Source organism: Peribacillus frigoritolerans (genome assembly GCF_040250305.1).
Taxonomy (GTDB): Bacteria; Bacillota; Bacilli; order Bacillales; family DSM-1321; genus Peribacillus.
This window is the reverse complement of sequence record NZ_CP158190.1, coordinates 15,001-30,000: the sequence shown is the minus strand read 5'-3', so window position 1 is coordinate 30,000 and position 15,000 is coordinate 15,001. Positions and strand designations below refer to the sequence as shown.

General features: G+C 42.5%; 13 protein-coding genes, 1 tRNA gene, 3 rRNA genes, 1 other RNA gene and 1 other annotated feature (2 of these 19 cut by a window edge). Of the genes, 4 read left to right on the top strand and 14 right to left on the bottom strand.

Annotated elements, in window-relative coordinates; all coding sequences use genetic code 11:
• The 8 genes from ABOA58_RS00145 to tadA form a co-directional block, all read right to left on the bottom strand.
• Positions 1–889, bottom strand: a 16S ribosomal RNA gene (locus ABOA58_RS00145) (it extends 662 nt beyond the left edge of the window).
• Between the two features lie 342 nt (positions 890–1,231).
• The gene (locus ABOA58_RS00140; RefSeq protein ID WP_387552124.1) at positions 1,232–1,501 is read right to left on the bottom strand and encodes a pro-sigmaK processing inhibitor BofA family protein; all 270 of its coding nucleotides are present in this window, start codon (positions 1,499–1,501) and stop codon (positions 1,232–1,234) included.
• Between the two features lie 103 nt (positions 1,502–1,604).
• Positions 1,605–1,823 carry a YaaL family protein gene (locus ABOA58_RS00135; protein ID WP_034316261.1) on the bottom strand — a complete coding sequence of 73 codons (219 nt, stop codon included), beginning with the start codon at positions 1,821–1,823 and terminating at the stop codon, positions 1,605–1,607.
• Positions 1,824–1,843: 20 nt separating this feature from the next.
• Positions 1,844–2,440 carry a recombination mediator RecR gene (gene recR, locus ABOA58_RS00130; RefSeq protein WP_034316264.1) on the bottom strand — a complete coding sequence of 199 codons (597 nt, stop codon included), beginning with the start codon at positions 2,438–2,440 and terminating at the stop codon, positions 1,844–1,846.
• A gap of 60 nt (positions 2,441–2,500) precedes the next feature.
• Positions 2,501–2,818 carry a YbaB/EbfC family nucleoid-associated protein gene (locus ABOA58_RS00125; protein ID WP_053348895.1) on the bottom strand — a complete coding sequence of 106 codons (318 nt, stop codon included), beginning with the start codon at positions 2,816–2,818 and terminating at the stop codon, positions 2,501–2,503.
• 21 nt (positions 2,819–2,839) lie between these two features.
• Entirely contained in the window at positions 2,840–4,528 is a 1,689-nt protein-coding gene (dnaX, locus tag ABOA58_RS00120; RefSeq protein ID WP_350300829.1) for a DNA polymerase III subunit gamma/tau, read from the bottom strand.
• A 183-nt stretch (positions 4,529–4,711) separates the two neighbouring features.
• Positions 4,712–4,976: signal recognition particle sRNA large type (ffs, locus tag ABOA58_RS00115), an RNA gene on the bottom strand.
• A 146-nt stretch (positions 4,977–5,122) separates the two neighbouring features.
• Complete coding sequence (tadA, locus tag ABOA58_RS00110; protein WP_350300828.1) at positions 5,123–5,629, bottom strand: tRNA adenosine(34) deaminase TadA; 507 nt, start codon at positions 5,627–5,629, stop codon at positions 5,123–5,125.
• A gap of 139 nt (positions 5,630–5,768) precedes the next feature.
• Here tadA and ABOA58_RS00105 point away from each other — a divergent pair, with 139 nt between their 5' ends.
• From ABOA58_RS00105 to ABOA58_RS00095, 3 genes are all read left to right on the top strand, one after another.
• Complete coding sequence (locus ABOA58_RS00105) at positions 5,769–6,314, top strand: isochorismatase family cysteine hydrolase (protein WP_350300827.1); 546 nt, start codon at positions 5,769–5,771, stop codon at positions 6,312–6,314.
• A 182-nt stretch (positions 6,315–6,496) separates the two neighbouring features.
• Positions 6,497–7,156 (top strand): deoxynucleoside kinase, encoded by a 660-nt coding sequence (locus tag ABOA58_RS00100; protein ID WP_350300826.1) that lies wholly within the window; start codon positions 6,497–6,499, stop codon positions 7,154–7,156.
• Positions 7,134–7,805 (top strand): deoxynucleoside kinase, encoded by a 672-nt coding sequence (locus tag ABOA58_RS00095; protein WP_076373259.1) that lies wholly within the window; start codon positions 7,134–7,136, stop codon positions 7,803–7,805. Before ABOA58_RS00100 ends, ABOA58_RS00095 begins: the two co-directional genes overlap by 23 nt.
• A 120-nt stretch (positions 7,806–7,925) precedes the next feature.
• Here the strand turns inward: ABOA58_RS00095 and ABOA58_RS00090 are convergent.
• From ABOA58_RS00090 to guaB, 4 genes are all read right to left on the bottom strand, one after another.
• Positions 7,926–8,018 (bottom strand) — tRNA-Ser (locus ABOA58_RS00090).
• Positions 8,019–8,150: 132 nt separating this feature from the next.
• Positions 8,151–9,428 (bottom strand): serine--tRNA ligase, encoded by a 1,278-nt coding sequence (serS, locus tag ABOA58_RS00085; RefSeq protein WP_350300825.1) that lies wholly within the window; start codon positions 9,426–9,428, stop codon positions 8,151–8,153.
• Between the two features lie 63 nt (positions 9,429–9,491).
• Positions 9,492–9,717: a binding site (T-box leader), on the bottom strand.
• 69 nt (positions 9,718–9,786) lie between these two features.
• Positions 9,787–11,103 carry a D-alanyl-D-alanine carboxypeptidase family protein gene (locus ABOA58_RS00080; protein WP_350300824.1) on the bottom strand — a complete coding sequence of 439 codons (1,317 nt, stop codon included), beginning with the start codon at positions 11,101–11,103 and terminating at the stop codon, positions 9,787–9,789.
• A gap of 173 nt (positions 11,104–11,276) precedes the next feature.
• A complete protein-coding gene (gene guaB / locus ABOA58_RS00075) occupies positions 11,277–12,740 on the bottom strand; it encodes an IMP dehydrogenase (RefSeq protein WP_336059750.1) in 1,464 nt (487 codons plus the stop codon).
• A 111-nt stretch (positions 12,741–12,851) separates the two neighbouring features.
• Between guaB and ABOA58_RS00070 the strand changes: the two genes are divergently transcribed.
• Entirely contained in the window at positions 12,852–13,817 is a 966-nt protein-coding gene (locus ABOA58_RS00070) for a YaaC family protein (RefSeq protein ID WP_350300823.1), read from the top strand.
• Between the two features lie 71 nt (positions 13,818–13,888).
• On the opposite strand, the gene rrf is transcribed toward ABOA58_RS00070, so the two are convergent.
• Positions 13,889–14,004 (bottom strand): 5S ribosomal RNA (gene rrf, locus ABOA58_RS00065).
• 64 nt (positions 14,005–14,068) lie between these two features.
• Positions 14,069–15,000: ribosomal RNA gene (locus tag ABOA58_RS00060) — 23S ribosomal RNA — on the bottom strand; it runs 2,001 nt beyond the window's last position.

Below are 15,000 nucleotides of genomic sequence, written 5' to 3'. Positions count from 1 at the left end.
GCGGAGTGCTTAATGCGTTAGCTGCAGCACTAAAGGGCGGAAACCCTCTAACACTTAGCACTCATCGTTTACGGCGTGGACTACCAGGGTATCTAATCCTGTTTGCTCCCCACGCTTTCGCGCCTCAGTGTCAGTTACAGACCAGAAAGTCGCCTTCGCCACTGGTGTTCCTCCAAATCTCTACGCATTTCACCGCTACACTTGGAATTCCACTTTCCTCTTCTGCACTCAAGTTCCCCAGTTTCCAATGACCCTCCACGGTTGAGCCGTGGGCTTTCACATCAGACTTAAGGAACCACCTGCGCGCGCTTTACGCCCAATAATTCCGGACAACGCTTGCCACCTACGTATTACCGCGGCTGCTGGCACGTAGTTAGCCGTGGCTTTCTGGTTAGGTACCGTCAAGGTACCAGCAGTTACTCTGGTACTTGTTCTTCCCTAACAACAGAACTTTACGACCCGAAGGCCTTCTTCGTTCACGCGGCGTTGCTCCGTCAGACTTTCGTCCATTGCGGAAGATTCCCTACTGCTGCCTCCCGTAGGAGTCTGGGCCGTGTCTCAGTCCCAGTGTGGCCGATCACCCTCTCAGGTCGGCTACGCATCGTCGCCTTGGTGAGCCATTACCTCACCAACTAGCTAATGCGCCGCGGGCCCATCTATAAGTGACAGCGTAAACCGTCTTTCCATCTTCTCTCATGCGAGAAAAGAACGTATCCGGTATTAGCTCCGGTTTCCCGAAGTTATCCCAGTCTTATAGGCAGGTTGCCCACGTGTTACTCACCCGTCCGCCGCTAATCTCAGGGAGCAAGCTCCCGTCGATTCGCTCGACTTGCATGTATTAGGCACGCCGCCAGCGTTCGTCCTGAGCCAGGATCAAACTCTCCGAAGAAATGTTTGACTTGCTCATTTGCTTTTTTAATAGTGTGTGCTCACTTAAAATTTAACGTTGGCGCTTTGTTTTGTTCAGTTTTCAAAGAGCGATTTATTGTCGTTACTTCGTAAGCGACTTTATTATCTTATCACTTACTCAATCTAATGTCAACAACTTTTTTTATATTGTTTTTTTGATTGAGCAATTTATGATGTCGTTATTGGCGACTCCTAATATATTATCAGGTTGAAGAGTTATCGTCAATGGTTTAATTAGTTTTTTTAAAAAAACTATAACATGATGAAAACCCCATGGAGATATCCATGAGGTTTTCATAAGAATGACTTCTACGCATTTCCTTTAGATAATCCAATAACCAATGGCTGCCAAAGCGGCAACTCCCGGTATTCCAAGCAGGCCGGCGACTGCCGAGGTAACAGGGTTGATGGGGACATGAATGCCCGCTTGATTCCCAAGTGTATTCAAAAAGAACAAAAATGCTGCACCGATAATGATCTTTATAATCCCCTGCCCTATGAACCGGACGGGTCTTAATGGCGCCCCGATAATAAGGAGCATTAAAATCAGGCCGCCAATTACGGCAACAAAGACAACTGGTTCCAAACTCATTCCTCCCCGCAAGCTTGTACTACACTTATATGAAGGGAACGATGGATTAAGAACTGAAAAAATGGCCATGAGGAATACGAAATCCTTCACAGCCATTTCCTTATCATCTTTTTAAGCGGACATTCCTTCTTTTAACTTCCCTGAATAGGTAGAAATATTTCACTTCCGCCAGCCTCGTTTGGGCGATTACTTCCTCAGATGGATCAACGCTTTTTTCAAGTAGTGATTTTTGATTATGCCAATTCCATTTCAACTGTTCAAGCTCTTCGATTAATGAATCATTGAATTCATTCCGAAGTTTCTTTTTTTTACGAAAGAACAAGTGAAGTCCTCCCAGCTACCTTATATTTCTCTTCTTCCTTCAATTGCTTTTGATAGCGTCACTTCATCCGCATACTCCAAATCTCCGCCAACAGGAAGTCCGTGGGCAATTCGGGTCACTTTAATTCCTGAAGGTCTAAGCAACCGCGAAATATACATGGCTGTCGCTTCACCTTCAATGTTAGGATTAGTAGCCAAAATGACCTCCAGCACTGTTTCATCTTGCAGGCGCTTTAATAAATCAGGAATATTTATATCTTCCGGACCGATTCCGTCCATCGGGGAAATACTGCCATGCAGTACATGGTATAAACCATTGAACTCTCTCATCTTTTCCATAGCTATTACATCTTTAGGGTCCTGAACCACACAAATCAAACTTCTGTCCCTCTTTTGATCTTCGCAGATATAACAGGGATCTTGATCGGTAATATGACCGCAGACTGAGCAATACATAAGATTCCGCTTAGCATTAACAAGTGCCTTTGCAAAATCCAAAACAGTATCTTCCTTCATGCTTAATACATGAAAGGCTAATCGAGCAGCCGTTTTAGGACCAATCCCCGGCAATTTCATAAAACTGTCAATGAGCTTGGAAATTGGTTCTGGATAATGCATCGAATTCCTCCTAAAAATTTCAAAAGAAACCCCCTGAAAGGAAGTTTCTTTTGAACTTGCTTAAAACATACCCGGAAGGTTCATTCCCTTAGTGAATTGTCCCATCGTTTGGTTTGTCAATTCTTCCGCCTTTTTCAAAGCATCGTTAGTCGCAGCCAGAACTAAATCCTGAAGCATATCGATATCATCCGGATCGACAACTTCCGGTTTGATGATTACATCGACGATTTCTTTATGTCCAGTCACGATGACCGTTACCATTCCGCCGCCAGCAGTTCCTTCAATCTTTTTTTCACCTAATTCTTCTTGTGCCTCTGCCATCTTCTTTTGCATCTTTTGCATTTGTTTCATCATGTTCTGCATATTACCGCCGCGCATACCCATTTTCCTTACCTCCAATTATTCTTTAATTTCAAGTAAATCATCGCCGACTAATTTTCTAGCCTCTGCTATAAAGGGGTCTTCTTCTTTTGATTCCGTTTCTTCGGGACCGTCGAACTGCTGTGTTGAGATGAAGTCCTCCCGCAACCTTTGCCACTGGCTCTCCGGAACTCCAGCTATCTCCATTCGGTGTCCGGTCAATTGCTGCATGATCGAGGCTATCACTTCCACGAAACGGTTATTTTCCATTGCCATTTGACAATGAATATCATATTTGAATTTTACCACAAAAGCTTCAGTTGACGCAGCAACAGGTTCTGCCTCCGTTAATAAAGCTGCCAATGACTTTTGGTTTTGCTGACCTAACTGCTCAAGCACTTCCCCCCACTTACTTTTCACAGCATTAAGACCTGGCTTTGTAGCTTGTTTCAAAACTTGATTGATCTTCCCTGCAGGTGCTTTATATGCCTTTTTAACGGCCCTTTGCACCTTAGCCTGCTCTGCAGGCTTTTCTGTCATGGCTGCCGGAATGCCGTTTTTCTGCATTTCAATCAATTTCTTCTCTAAATCTTCTATTTTCTGCTGCAGCTGCAACAGCTGCCCGTTATCATTTTGATTTGGCCTTTGCTCATTACATAACTTCACAAGTGCCACTTCAAGGAAAATCCTTGGATGATTTGTCCATTTCATATCCTGCTGTGTTTGATTGAAGCTTTCGATAATGGAGTAAATCGATTCAGAAGAGATCACTTCTGCCAATTCCTTAAATTGGGGATCTATCAAAACACGCTCGAAGGATTCTGCCAGTGCCGGTGCCGTTTGAAACAAAAGCATGTCACGGAAATAATAAATCATGTCTTCAATGAACCGAGCCGGGTCTTTTCCCATGGCCAGCAATTCTTCAAGGACTTCAAGTGCCACCGCTACTTCTTTATCATATATAGCTTTTGCCAGCCGGCTTAAAAACGCCTGCGAAACAGAACCGGTGACAGTCAATGCATCTTCCACAGAAACCGTCTCTGAACTGAAGGATATCGCTTGATCAAGAAGGCTTAGTGCATCCCGCATCCCGCCTTCGGCTGCCCTCGCAATGATATGCAGGGCTTGTTCATCACATGAAACACCTGTTTCTGCGATGATCTGTGACATCCTGCCAACTATATCTTGAGGCTGGATCCTTTTAAAATCAAACCTTTGGCAACGGGAAATGATCGTTAGTGGAATCTTATGAGGTTCAGTCGTCGCCAATATAAAAATCACGTGCTTCGGGGGTTCTTCCAATGTCTTCAAAAGTGCATTGAAAGCACCCTGTGATAGCATATGTACCTCATCAATGATATAAACTTTATATGTAACCGCGTTCGGTGCATATTTGACCTTATCACGAATGTCACGGATTTCCTCGACACCATTATTGGATGCTGCATCAATTTCTATAACATCTGATATGGAGCCATCGGTGATTCCGCGGCAGGTAGCACATTCGTTACAGGGCTCACTTGTCGGGGCATGCTCACAATTCACTGCTTTTGCCAGAATTTTGGCAGCACTTGTTTTCCCTGTTCCACGCGGACCGGAAAATAAATAGGCATGCGAAACCTTCTGCCCGACCAAGGCATTCTGCAACGTTTTCGTTACATGTTCCTGCCCGACTACATCAATGAATTGTTGTGGCCGCCATACCCGGTATAATGCTTGATACCCCACGGAAATCCCTCCTTTTTTTCTCCACCTTGTTTATTATACATTACTGATTTCCTTAATATCAAAGTCTAAAAAGAAATTCTATCATTGTCTCATTTTTTTCAAAAATGCCAAGCGCTTTACCTTCTTGGCATAAAAAAAAACCCACCCGATACGAATGAGTTTTTTGTTTATGTAAAATAACTGCCGTGCACCTTCTGTCGATTAGCAACCATAAGCGTTACTTAAGCAGTTAGCTCGGCCCAGGCAACCCTGCGGCACATGAGAACTTCCACTTAATGCTGCTTCCTTCCGGACCTGACATGGTTCATGGAGTCCCATTGCGCAGGACCCGGGCGTCAACACCACTTACTTAAGGCAGGCCCTACAGAATGCTAACCTCGAGAAGGGATTCAACCTCGCTAGAGCGGATTGCGAGTACAGGGCACCGCTACCTCCCCGTCTAGCACGGCAAAAGTAATACCAAATTCAAAGCGTCATGTCGACGCATAATTCATTATACTAAGGTAACAAAAAAAACGCAAGTGTTGTTCATGGACAGTTTGATTCCAAATTTATCAAATGAAGCAAAGCCTCATCTTCAACATTCGTTTTCACCTATTTATTTTCCTCGGCAATTTTGAGTGCTTGCTCTCTTTTCAACCTTTTCTTTCTATCCCTAAGTTCTTTAAAAAATGAAGTCAATATCCAGCCGCACTCTTCCCCTAATACACCGCTTGTTACATCACATTGATGGTTGAAGCGTTCATCTTGGAGTAAATCCATGAATGTCCCTGCACAGCCAGCCTTTGGGTCATGGGCTCCAAAAACAACCCTTTTTACCCTTGATTGCAAGATGGCACCAGCACACATGGGACAGGGCTCCAGCGTTACATATAATGTCGCATCTTCAAGACGCCAACTGCCAGTAGCACGGCAAGCCTCATTGATCGCAAGCAGCTCCGCATGTGCCGTCGCATTCTGTTCCGTTTCCCTCAGGTTATGCCCCGTCGAAATAACTTGATCATCTATTACGATTAAAGCGCCAATCGGCACTTCATTCAACATCTGCGCCTTTTCCGCTTCCTTTAAGGCTAAATTCATGTAATAAACATCATCCTTCATAAAAAAACCCCCTTATATTAAGTAGGAGTAAACAGACAAATATAAGACAAAATAAAGGTCATACTACTTGTTCTAATGAATAGTAACGCATGCGGCATACGTGCTGCAAGTAAATTCTCACATTACAGGAGGATATACCATGAATCGACCTGAAACGCCTTCTTTTGCATTGCTTATCATTGATATGATCAATGATTTTGATTTCAAATACGGGAATATGCTCCTTGCACATACGAAGCTTATCGTCGATCCGATTTTGAAATTAAAAAAGCAAATGAAAGAAAAGGGTTTTCCAATCATTTATATCAACGATCATTATGATTTATGGCAGGCTGACTTCGATAAAATTATTGCTAGATGTAAAAATGAAGGGAATGCCTCATTAATCGAAAGAATAAAACCTCAACAGGATGAATTCTTTCTCATCAAGCCGAAGCATTCCGCATTTTATGGGACGGCACTCAATACACTGCTTAAACGATTAAACGTGGAAACCCTGATCATTACTGGAATAGCTGGCAACATCTGCGTCCTATTCACGGCCAATGATGCCTATATGCGGGAATATAAATTATGGATTCCGAAGGATTGCATCGCTTCTGCATCAAAGGAAGATAATCATTACGCATTAAAGATGATGAACCATGTTCTCAAGGCGTCCATAAAAGAAGGTGAAGACATTTAAGCATTCAATTGAACAAGGGCACTAACCTACATACATCCCCGATAACACTCTTTCATTCTCTTTCTTTATCAACCTGACAAAAATGTCACTAAAGTCCCAAGTCTGTGATACAATATCTCTTGGCGAAAAACCTAATAACCGGGAATTTCAGCTTGATACCTCATTGAAGGAGGACAGATTGGATGAAATCCACCCCATTTATCACTGTCGAAGGTCCAATCGGCGTGGGAAAAACATCACTTGCAAAAGTTATCGCAGATCATTTTCAAATTTCATTATTGAAGGAAATTGTTGATGAAAATCCATTTCTCGGGAAATTCTATAAAGATATTGATGAGTGGAGCTTTCAAACAGAAATGTTTTTTCTGTGTAACCGTTATAAACAATTGGAAGATATCGATAAAAAGTATCTTACTAATGACCAAGCCGTGGTGGCTGATTACCATATATTCAAGAACTTGATATTTGCTGAACGAACGTTAAAGAACGGACAATACAATAAATACCTTGAAATATTCAATATTTTAACACGGGATATGCCTAAACCTAATATGGTGATTTATTTAAACGCAAGTCTTGATACTCTTCTTTCCCGAATCGGTAAAAGAGGTCGTGAATTCGAAAAAAATATATCCTCCATTTATTTAGAGCAGTTATCCGCGGATTATCGAACATTCATGGAAACATTTGAGAAACAGCACCCTGACATACCTGTTCTTACATTCAACGGAGATGAGCTGGATTTTGTCGGGAACAAGGATGATTTGAAAACGATAATCAGTCAAATAGAGAATGCCCTGCACAAAGGAGTAAAGTCAAATGAACTTACGAAAGAAATATAATATTCCAAACAACGCCGTCATCACGATAGCAGGGACGGTTGGCGTAGGAAAATCGACCATGACCAATGCGTTAGCCGATGCCCTTCAATTCAGGACATCCTTTGAAAAGGTTGATACGAACCCCTACCTGGATAAGTTTTACGATGATTTTAATCGCTGGAGTTTCCACCTGCAAATCTATTTCCTCGCTGAACGTTTTAAAGAGCAAAAAAAAATCTTCGAATATGGCGGTGGTTTTATCCAAGACCGTTCCATTTATGAAGACACAGGGATATTTGCAAAAATGCATTATGAAAAAGGCACGATGAATGATGTGGACTACGAAACGTATACAAGCCTTTTCAATGCCATGGTAATGACGCCATACTTCCCGCACCCTGATTTACTAATCTATCTCGAAGGTTCGCTTGATGATATCCTCGACCGGATCCAAGAACGCGGCCGTCCAATGGAACAGCATACCCCAATTGAATATTGGCAGGAAATGCACGGCCGTTACGAGGAATGGATTGATCAATTCAACGCCTGCCCTGTCCTACGATTAAATATAAACGAATATGACCTTATGCAGGATGAAGCAAGCATCGAACCTCTTATAAAACGGATTGCCGAATATATGGAGCAAACCAAGTTGCTGCGAAATGTATAAAAAGAAAAACCACCGGTTATCCGGTGGTTTTTTAATATATTAGAAAACAAAAATTCCGTTACATATCTGCAACGGAATTCATCGATATCCAATTTATGCGCTGTGGTTATTAATAAGTTATGGAGGAGGTAGAGGGATTCGAACCCCCGCGGGATTTGACTCCCCTGTCGGTTTTCAAGACCGATCCCTTCAGCCGGACTTGGGTATACCTCCGTATCAACATTTATTATATTACATGGAATTAAAATTAAAGTCAAGCGCTCTATAAAGTTTTTTTAAAATAATTTTTAAACTTTGATAAAAAGGGGAATCAGCCTCCTTAATCAGAAGCTGATTCCTTTTGACTTACGGTTTAATGACTTCCGCACCGCGCATATATGGACGTAATACTTCAGGAATGATAACACTGCCATCTTCCTGCTGGTAATTTTCCAAAAGGGCAGCGACTGTACGGCCGATTGCCAAACCTGATCCATTTAGAGTATGGACGTGTTCCGGTTTGCCTTTTGCATCACGTCTGAAGCGAATATTGGCCCGTCTAGCCTGGAATGCTTCAAAGTTACTGCAAGAAGAAATTTCGCGGTACGTTCCATAACTCGGGATCCAAACCTCGATATCATACTTTTTAGCAGCAGTGAAGCCAAGATCTCCCGTACACATGCTCAGCACTCGGTATGGTAGTCCTAGCAATTGAAGGACCTTCTCCGCATGACCCGTGAGATTTTCCAATTCTGCATAAGAATCTTCCGGCTTCACGAATTTAACTAGTTCAACTTTATTGAACTGGTGCTGACGAATTAACCCGCGGGTATCACGACCTGCAGATCCTGCCTCTGAACGGAAAGAAGCGCTGTATGCCGCATAGCTTATCGGCAGATCGTCCATGCTCATGATTTCATCACGATGGAAGTTTGTCACCGGGACTTCAGCTGTAGGAATCAAGAAGTAATCATCACTTTCAATACGGAAAGCATCCTCTTCGAATTTTGGCAATTGACCTGTGCCAGTCATGCTTGCACGGTTAACCATATATGGTGGCAGCATTTCTTCATATCCATGTTCCTCAACATGAAGGTCTAACATAAAGCTAATTAATGCACGTTCTAATCGAGCACCAAGACCCCTATAAAATACAAATCGGCTTCCGGTCACTTTTGCTGCCCGTTCAAAATCCAGGATGCCTAGATCTCCGGCTACATCCCAGTGTGGTTTCGGTTCAAACTTGAATTCCGGTAACTCTCCCCATTTACGGATTTCGACATTATCGTCTTCCGTCTCACCAACAGGCACACTTTCATGCGGAATGTTCGGAATGGAAAGAAGTAATGTTTCTAACTGGGCTTCCACTTCACGAAGTTCATCATCGAATCCTTTGATACGGTCACCAACTTCACGCATTTGGGCAATCAGCTGATCTGCATCTTTTTTTTCCCGTTTCAATACGGCCACTTGCTGTGAAACTTCATTTCTTTGGCTTTTCAACTTTTCCGTATCAGCAATCAAATTCCGACGCTTTACATCAAGTTCCTCGAATTTACCTAAATCGGTCAAATCTTCTCCTCTAAATTGCAATACACGCTTCACTTCTTCAAAATTATTTCTTACATATTTCAAATCCAACATTTTCAGTTCCTCCTTAATATTTTGATGTTTTATCAAAGAACGCAAAAAACTCCCGTCCCCTGAAGAAGGGACGAGAGTTAACCCGCGTTGCCACCCTAGTTGAAGGCCTATTAAAAAACGCCTACCACTTATCACGATAACGGCTTTTAACCGAAAGTACTTACTGACCCAAAAGGCTTTCCATACTCTGCTCCAGGAGGGATTCACAAAACTCTTACACCGATTTCCACCAGCCATCGGCTCTCTATAGAAAGAAATACTTGTTACTATTTCCTGTCATTGCTTTCTTATATAATCAGATTGTTTTCCATAATGTACTATAATTTTATACATTACGCAACCGTTTTATACGTGAAACTTAAAACCAGCCTTTAACAGTGGAAGCTACACTGCTCCATACGTCACCAAAGAATCCGCCAACCGCTCGCATTGATAGTACGAACCAGTTTGCCTTTTCAACAGATTCAGCAGCTACGACGTTAACCTTAACCTGATCTCCGTTGATGTACCCGTAATCTTCTCCTTTTTTAGGAGTGACTGTGATGTAACCTAGCTTTTCACCTTTTTTGATTGGTGCAGTCAGCTTACCATCATCATTCAATTTGTTTTTATCGATCACTAAATCAGTTTTATAGTTGTCTTTCTCACCATTTTCAACAAGTAGCTCGATCGCTTTTTCAGATTGAATCTTAACGTTTTTTTCCTTGCCTTTCACTACTGAAAGTGTTTCTTTCCCTTTCACCTGGTAGTTGGCAGGAAGGACTTTTTCCTTTTTAAAGGTTGCATAAGCATAGTTCATAAGCTTAGTGCTATCCGCAAAACGTTCGTTTTTATTAGTGGACTTCATGACCACCGTGATATAGCGCTGACCGTCCTGGATAACCGTCCCTGTGTGTCCATATCCGGCAAAGTCAGTAGATCCCGTTTTTAGTCCATCTACGCCTTTATATTCAAATATCAGGCCAGGCAGCATCCAGTTGAAGTTCGGATATTCTTTTCCATCACGGAATTTCAATTTAGGGATGCTGGCGATTTTCAACACTTCCGGATAATCATTTATTAAACGATACGCAAGAAGTGCAGTATCTTTTGCTGTCATGATATTTTCATCATCTTCATCACCTGAAGGAAACTGCCCTAATAAATCACCGTTATTCAAGCCGCTGGCATTAACGAATTTATGGTTTTTCAAGCCTAATTCCTTCGCTTTTTCGTTCATTAACTTAACGAAGCTCTTTTCACTTCCGGAAACTAGCTGTGCTAAAGCTACTGTTGCCGCATTTCCGGAATAGACGGCCATAGCTTGATATAGTTCCTTAACTGTATAATCTTCACCTTCCGTTAACCCAACATTCGACAAATTGGGTGCTTTTGAAAGGTCATGTACGTATTTATTTATTTTAACTTTTTGATCCCAACTGATTTTCCCATTTTCAATTGACTCCATTATGATGTACTCTGTCATCATTTTAGACATGGATGCAATCCCTAATACTTTATCGGCATTTTTTTCATACACGATTTGTCCTGTTTCACCATCAATGATGATGGCTGCCTCTGCTTTTAAACCCAAATTATCAGATTCAGCAACAGCTTCCCCCGGTTGATAGGCAAATTGCGACATAACAAGAACAAAAACAAAAGTGAAAATGAGGGTCTTGCTGATTTTTTTCAATTTCCAATACCTCCAACTTTTAAGCTAATCTCTATAACAAAGAAGAAACTTTATGTAATTTCCTTGACACCTTGTCTAGTTTATCACAGAAAAAATAAAAAAAATAGACAGAGTAATCGCAGACTCTGTCTATTTTAACAATAAATTTTAATGACGATTATATGTTAAATTCATTACATTGAGTAGTTCGGTGCTTCTTTTGTAATTTGGACATCATGAGGATGGCTTTCCCTTAATCCAGCACCAGTCATTTTGACAAATTGAGAGTTTTCCCTCAACTCTTCCAATGTGGCTGTACCGCAATATCCCATACCTGAACGAATGCCGCCAATCAGCTGGAAAATGGTATCTGATAGAGGTCCTTTATATGGAAGGCGCCCTTCGATGCCTTCTGGTACGAATTTCTTGTTATCTTCTTGGAAGTAACGGTCCTTAGATCCCTTTTCCATAGCAGCAACAGAGCCCATACCCCGATACACTTTAAAACGGCGGCCTTGGAAAATTTCCGTTTCGCCAGGGCTTTCAGTTACACCGGCAAGCATACTGCCAAGCATTACTGCATGTCCGCCTGCAGCCAGGGCTTTAACGATATCACCAGAGTATTTGATTCCGCCATCAGCGATAATCGTTTTACCATGTTTTCTTGCTTCTGTCGCACAATCGAAGACTGCCGTGATTTGCGGAACACCTACACCAGCTACAACCCTTGTCGTACAGATTGACCCTGGTCCGATTCCCACTTTCACTACATCAGCTCCCGCTTCAATCAATGCTTTCGTACCTTCAGCTGTTGCCACATTACCGGCAATGATCGTCAATTCAGGATATGTCGCGCGGATTTCCTTAACCATTTCAAGGACGCCTTCTGAATGACCGTGAGCAGTATCAAGTACAATTGCATCGACATGGGATTTAACCAGCATTTCGACACGCTTCATTGTATCCTTGGTCACGCCGACTGCAGCACCTGCAAGTAATCTTCCTTGCTTATCTTTCGCCGAATTCGGGAACTCGATGACTTTCTCGATATCCTTGATCGTAATAAGTCCTTTAAGGACTCCATTATCGTCCACAAGGGGAAGCTTTTCAATTTTGTATTTTTGAAGGATCTTCTCTGCTTGTTCCAAGTTAGTTCCCACTGGCGCTGTGACCAGATTCTCTACAGTCATGACACTGGAAATCTTCAAGGAAAAATCGGAAATAAATCGCAAATCACGGTTTGTAATGATACCCACAAGTTTTTGATCCTCTATATTGTTGACTACAGGAACACCTGAAATGCGATATTTACCCATTAAATGCTCTGCATCGAATACTTGGTGATCCGGCGTTAAGAAAAATGGATCGGTAATTACACCGCTTTCTGAACGTTTTACTTTATCCACCAGTTCAGCTTGTGCTTCAATGGACATATTTTTATGAATGATACCCAATCCGCCTTGACGGGCCATGGCAATTGCCATCTCAGCTTCTGTAACGGTATCCATTCCTGCGCTGATGATAGGAAGGTTGAGCCTTAAGTTTTCAGCTAAGTTGACTTGAAGGTTAACATCTTTCGGCAAAACCTCTGATTTCGCTGGAATTAATAGGACATCATCAAAGGTTAAACCTTCTTTTGCAAATTTATTTTCCCACATTATTTTCCCCTCCTGCTTAAAAATATTATTTGTAGGTTATCAATAGGACATACTACTGTCAAGAAGAGAAATAAAAGTTTGATTATTCTATTAATTCGGAGGATAGCTGCAATGCCTGAAAACAATGATAATTTCGATAAATATACACCTTTTTTTTCCGCATCTTCCTCACAACTTTTTTTGCAAAAATGTTACACGCACGAAAAAATAGCAGAAGCGGAAATAAAAAGTTACGATAATTGTTATCCATTTATTTACCATCTTGAACACGCTAAAACTTATTATAATCAGGCTGCCATTGCACCACTTTCCATACAACCAATACTTACATTTTATGGATTCGCTCAATTGTTAAAGGCTTGTCTGCTCACGATTGATCCTAACTATCCGGAATCAACTTCTATGCTTGCCCATGGGGTAACAACGAGAAAAAAGAAAAAACAACAATATGAATTTTTAAAGGACGAAGTGAAAACGCAAAAGAATGGACTTTTCACCTGCATTGCCGAGAAATTATTCCATATCAAGCATCTGGAAGGTGAAAAGTTTTCCATGGGAACATTAATGAAGGAAATCCCAGACATGCAAAAATATACATGGTCGGTTTCAAGGAAAAATTTCGTCGACATGTTACCGTCTTCGAATGGCTTTCAATTACCTTCAGCGGTATTGGATAGCTATCAAATGTCCAGCAGTCGGTTGGAAGAATTTTTGAAAGCAAAAACGAATCAAGTTTACAGTATTTCAGAAGCTACTGGGACACTGCATTTAAAAACAGATGGCGTCCCTAATCATAATGCAACTTCCCCAATACGGTATAATTTAGCAGAAGGACAGTTCATGCTATCACTTAATAAAGATTCGTCAGCTTTTTCATTACCTGAACTTTTGATCCATTATTTGATTTCTTATAACCTTAGCATAATAGCTCGTTATGAAACAGAATGGTGGGCAGAACTGTTGAAAACCATGCCTAATGATGATTACCCCTGCATTGTTCAATTCCTTAAAATAAGCCAAGCTAAGGTGCCATTCTTAATATTTGAATGGATCAAGTCCGGAAGGTTCCACCTTTGATTCAATTTGGTGAATTGATCTGGTTAGAAACGAAGAAAAAAGACCAGCCGAATGGCTGATCTTAATAAATGGCTTGGCGGCGTCCTACTCTCACAGGGGGAAACCCCCAACTACCATCGGCGCTGAAGAGCTTAACTGCCGTGTTCGGAATGGGAACGGGTGTGACCTCTTCGCTATCGCCACCAAACATATGAGGAACATTGTTCCTTCAAAACTAGATAATAAGAAGGTATTTCATTTTTTAAAAAGCGTTGGTTAAGTCCTCGATCTATTAGTATCAGTCAGCTCCACATGTCACCATGCTTCCACCTCTGACCTATCAACCTGATCATCTTTCAGGGATCTTACTAGCTTGCGCCATGGGAAATCTCATCTTGAGGGGGGCTTCATGCTTAGATGCTTTCAGCACTTATCCCGTCCGCACGTAGCTACCCAGCTATGCCTTTGGCAAGACAACTGGTACACCAGCGGTGCGTCCATCCCGGTCCTCTCGTACTAAGGACAGCTCCTCTCAAATTTCCTGCGCCCGCGACGGATAGGGACCGAACTGTCTCACGACGTTCTGAACCCAGCTCGCGTACCGCTTTAATGGGCGAACAGCCCAACCCTTGGGACCGACTACAGCCCCAGGATGCGATGAGCCGACATCGAGGTGCCAAACCTCCCCGTCGATGTGGACTCTTGGGGGAGATAAGCCTGTTATCCCCGGGGTAGCTTTTATCCGTTGAGCGATGGCCCTTCCATGCGGAACCACCGGATCACTAAGCCCGACTTTCGTCCCTGCTCGACTTGTAGGTCTCGCAGTCAAGCTCCCTTGTGCCTTTACACTCTACGAATGATTTCCAACCATTCTGAGGGAACCTTTGGGCGCCTCCGTTACTCTTTAGGAGGCGACCGCCCCAGTCAAACTGCCCACCTGACACTGTCTCCCACCCCGATAAGGGGCGCGGGTTAGAATTTCAATACAGCCAGGGTAGTATCCCACCAACGCCTCCACCGAAGCTGGCGCTCCGGCTTCTCAGGCTCCTACCTATCCTGTACAAGCTGTACCAAAATTCAATATCAGGCTGCAGTAAAGCTCCACGGGGTCTTTCCGTCCTGTCGCGGGTAACCTGCATCTTCACAGGTACTATAATTTCACCGAGTCTCTCGTTGAGACAGTGCCCAGATCGTTACACCTTTC

What these genes read in the sequence shown, in the direction of transcription:
- ABOA58_RS00125 (WP_053348895.1), bottom strand. Translation starts at nt 2,818, where the DNA reads ATGCGCGGCGGTAATATGCAGAACATGATGAAACAAATGCAAAAGATG.
- ABOA58_RS00105 (WP_350300827.1), top strand. Translation starts at nt 5,769, where the DNA reads ATGAATCGACCTGAAACGCCTTCTTTTGCATTGCTTATCATTGATATG.
- recR (WP_034316264.1), bottom strand. Translation starts at nt 2,440, where the DNA reads ATGCATTATCCAGAACCAATTTCCAAGCTCATTGACAGTTTTATGAAA.
- ABOA58_RS00100 (WP_350300826.1), top strand. Translation starts at nt 6,497, where the DNA reads ATGAAATCCACCCCATTTATCACTGTCGAAGGTCCAATCGGCGTGGGA.
- ABOA58_RS00140 (WP_387552124.1), bottom strand. Translation starts at nt 1,501, where the DNA reads ATGAGTTTGGAACCAGTTGTCTTTGTTGCCGTAATTGGCGGCCTGATT.
- serS (WP_350300825.1), bottom strand. Translation starts at nt 9,428, where the DNA reads ATGTTGGATTTGAAATATGTAAGAAATAATTTTGAAGAAGTGAAGCGT.
- guaB (WP_336059750.1), bottom strand. Translation starts at nt 12,740, where the DNA reads ATGTGGGAAAATAAATTTGCAAAAGAAGGTTTAACCTTTGATGATGTC.
- ABOA58_RS00070 (WP_350300823.1), top strand. Translation starts at nt 12,852, where the DNA reads ATGCCTGAAAACAATGATAATTTCGATAAATATACACCTTTTTTTTCC.
- ABOA58_RS00095 (WP_076373259.1), top strand. Translation starts at nt 7,134, where the DNA reads ATGAACTTACGAAAGAAATATAATATTCCAAACAACGCCGTCATCACG.
- tadA (WP_350300828.1), bottom strand. Translation starts at nt 5,629, where the DNA reads ATGAAGGATGATGTTTATTACATGAATTTAGCCTTAAAGGAAGCGGAA.